This window comes from Colwellia sp. MB3u-8, assembly GCF_014076985.1.
In the GTDB taxonomy this organism is placed as follows: Bacteria; Pseudomonadota; Gammaproteobacteria; order Enterobacterales; family Alteromonadaceae; genus Cognaticolwellia.
Window position 1 is genome coordinate 1 of sequence record NZ_JACGVA010000015.1, and the last position, 3,034, is coordinate 3,034.

Genomic DNA, 3,034 nt, shown 5'->3' on the forward strand with positions numbered 1-3,034 from the left:
CTATATTCAAAAAGTAAAATTAACGTGTTGAATGTTAATATTAAGTTATGTATATTAATTTGAATAAATATTCATTAGTTGGACATTCACCTTTGTTGAAAGTGGGATTTTATCCGTCTAATAAACTGTTGAACTAAACCGCTTCGCGGGGAGTGCTAGCTCCCTGACATATCACTGCATTCCAACCACACTTAACTTGCTACTCAACCTTTTTTGGAGGCAAGTTATGACACCACTCAGACAACAGTTACTTGACTGTATGCAAGTACGACACTTTTCAATAAGAACTCAACAAACCTATGTTCGTTGGGTTTACGACTTGGCGAAACATACCCATCGCTCCCCTGACACATTGCAAGACAGTGAGTTAAAAAAGTACCTTTGGTCGTTAACCCTTGAGCGCCATTTATCGTCAAGCTCATGTGTACAGGCCTTTCATGCGCTGAACTTTTTTTATGGGCAGGTGCTAGGGAGAACATTCACTGAGCAGTTGTTACCACCGATGAAGCGACAGCAGAAGATCCCTGAGCTGTTAAGTGTATCTGAAGTGAAGCGGATCATTGATATTTGCCACAACCCTAAATATCGCATGATGATCATGTTGTGCTATGGCTGTGGTTTACGCCTCAGTGAAGTCTGCACGCTCAAAGTGAAAAATATAGCGGGACAAGAAAAGGTGATACACCTTCAACAAGCGAAAGGCGCTAAGGATAGGTGTATTCCCGTATCCGATTCATTACTGCACGCACTACGACTTTACTGGCAACGTTTTCACCCTATCGTTTACCTGTTTTTTAAACCAATAGAAGATAAACCGCTACATCAATCGTCATTACAGAAAGCTTATTACAAAGCGAAAAAGGATGCAGGGATTTTAAAAACAGGCGGCATACACGCCTTGCGACATGCCTTTGCTACGCATCAGTTAATGGCGGGAATGCCACTGCCCGAGTTACAGCATATTCTCGGGCATAAAGACATTCGAACCACCGTACGATATACCCATTGGCTACCCCATTATCAAGCGTTGGACGCAGCACAGTTTGATTTACTCAAAAAACTGGAGCAACAATCATGAACGGCTCATTGCTTCAGCAAATTATCGCACAAGGACTGCCACAACTTGAGAAGAAAACCATCACACCAAGGCAATGGCAAGTGTTGCATCACCTTCAGGATTGTCGAACCCAAGCGATGGGCAGTTATCAATGGCACTGCAATCACTGTGAGCAAGATACCCAATGGTATTGTTCTTGTCGTGACCGACATTGTCCGGTGTGCCAAGGTAAATCACGAGAGCAATGGTTACGCAAACGACAAGCGGATGTACTTCCTGTGGCTTACCATCATGTGGTATTCACTTTACCGCATCAGTTTAATGGTTGGGCAACATTACATCCTGATGTGCTTTATAAAATGCTATTCAAGGCTGTCTGGCAAACATTAAGTGAATTCGCCAACGCGAGACATCACATGGAGGGGCAATTGGGCATGTTGGCTGTGTTACACACTTGGGGTCAAACCTTGTGTCGGCATATTCATTTACACTGCCTGATCCCAAGTGGTGTATTAACTCAAAACAAGCAATGGTGCGGTAGTCGTAAAGCAGGATACTTATTTCCTGTTCGAGCCTTGTCAGTAAAGTTCAGAGGAAAAATGCTTCATGGTTTAGCTCAACAAGCAGAGGCAGGAGCGCTTCATCGACTAGCGCCAGAAATTGTTTCACAGTGTTTGAATGAAGCGGCTCGATTGAAATGGAATGTGTATAGCAAGCCGACTATTGGTCATACCGATGCAGTGGTTAATTATTTAGCCCGTTATTGCAATCGTGTAGGTATTAGCGAAAGTCGTTTATCGTTAAGAGGCGAAAATAACGTGTTAATGCGCTACAAAGACTATCGCACTAATGAGACAACGCATATGAATTTGTCTGCGGCAGAGTTGATACGACGATTTTTATTACATGTTCTCCCCAAAGGCTTTATGCGACTGCGTTATTATGGGTTTATGGCTAATTCAATAAGACGTAAGTCGTTAATCCTCATTAGGAAGAGCTTAGATAAAGCGGTTAAGAAGCCTGAAGACGTTATCACAGACACAATAAAAGACGACACAGGACCTGAATGTCCAAGTTGTCATCATGCAGGGATGGTTTTGATTGGCATTATATTACCCAATAAACAGTTAGCGCAGTTTCGAACGATCTAGTTGAGTGGTGAAAACGGTTAATTATGCGTTGAAAAAAGCGATAGTAGAGGCTTCGTTTGTCTTGAATAATGTGCCTTATAAGGTAGACTGGATTGATAACGTTGAGCAAAATAGAGTAAGGAAACTATTGAAAATTCAAATTATGGATAATCACCTTCCTACGACAGAAATAACTCAATAAACAAAAACCATATAGACGGTGCCTAGCGGTACAGTCCAACGGGACATTTATCTCTCATGCTTCGACAAGAGATAAATGCTTAATTGTTATGTGTATCCAAAGTTGAGTATGTAAATTCAATATGGTCGAAAAAATCAGACTGTTATTTTCAAATATTAGTATTGTATTACTTAGCGCTTTTTGTCTTTGGAATCTATACACGATTATATTTTATGGGTATGTCACTAACGGCGTTTGGGAAACTTATTATAAAGAAGAGCCTTTAACTTTTATTGTGGACTCGCTAGATCTTTTAGCTATTCCAGTTTTAATACTCGTTATATTTCCACTCATGGAGCTTTTCAGCCGTAAACAAGTTTCTGTTCCAACTGCTGCTACTAAAGCAAAACGTTTACGCCGTAAAAAGCGCAAACAAAAACGTAAGGGTTAACATACACATAACAAGCAAATTAACAGGACTAAAAACAGCGGGCTGTTCGCTTCGCTCCATTTTAGCCCACTATTTTTAGCCCGTTATTAGGGCGTTATATTTAAAATTCCATGGGAGTGGAGATGTTTAAAAATTTAACGATTATTTTATTAGCTTATATACCCTTATCCGCATGGGGAGGGGATTTTGAGTTTTCAGTTGGAGGGGGTTACCAA

General features: G+C 40.8%; 3 protein-coding genes. All 3 read left to right on the forward strand.

Annotated features, from left to right (window positions below; all coding sequences use genetic code 11):
- Positions 1–226 precede the first annotated feature (226 nt).
- The 3 genes from H4J54_RS00110 to H4J54_RS00120 all read left to right on the forward strand — a co-directional run bounded on the left by H4J54_RS00110 (position 227) and on the right by H4J54_RS00120 (position 2,819).
- Entirely contained in the window at positions 227–1,078 is an 852-nt protein-coding gene (locus H4J54_RS00110) for a site-specific integrase (protein ID WP_182188827.1), read from the forward strand.
- Entirely contained in the window at positions 1,075–2,208 is a 1,134-nt protein-coding gene (locus H4J54_RS00115) for an IS91 family transposase (protein ID WP_182188828.1), read from the forward strand. Before H4J54_RS00110 ends, H4J54_RS00115 begins: the two co-directional genes overlap by 4 nt.
- A 302-nt stretch (positions 2,209–2,510) precedes the next feature.
- Complete coding sequence (locus H4J54_RS00120; protein WP_182188829.1) at positions 2,511–2,819, forward strand: hypothetical protein; 309 nt, start codon at positions 2,511–2,513, stop codon at positions 2,817–2,819.
- The last annotated feature ends 215 nt before the right edge of the window (positions 2,820–3,034 follow it).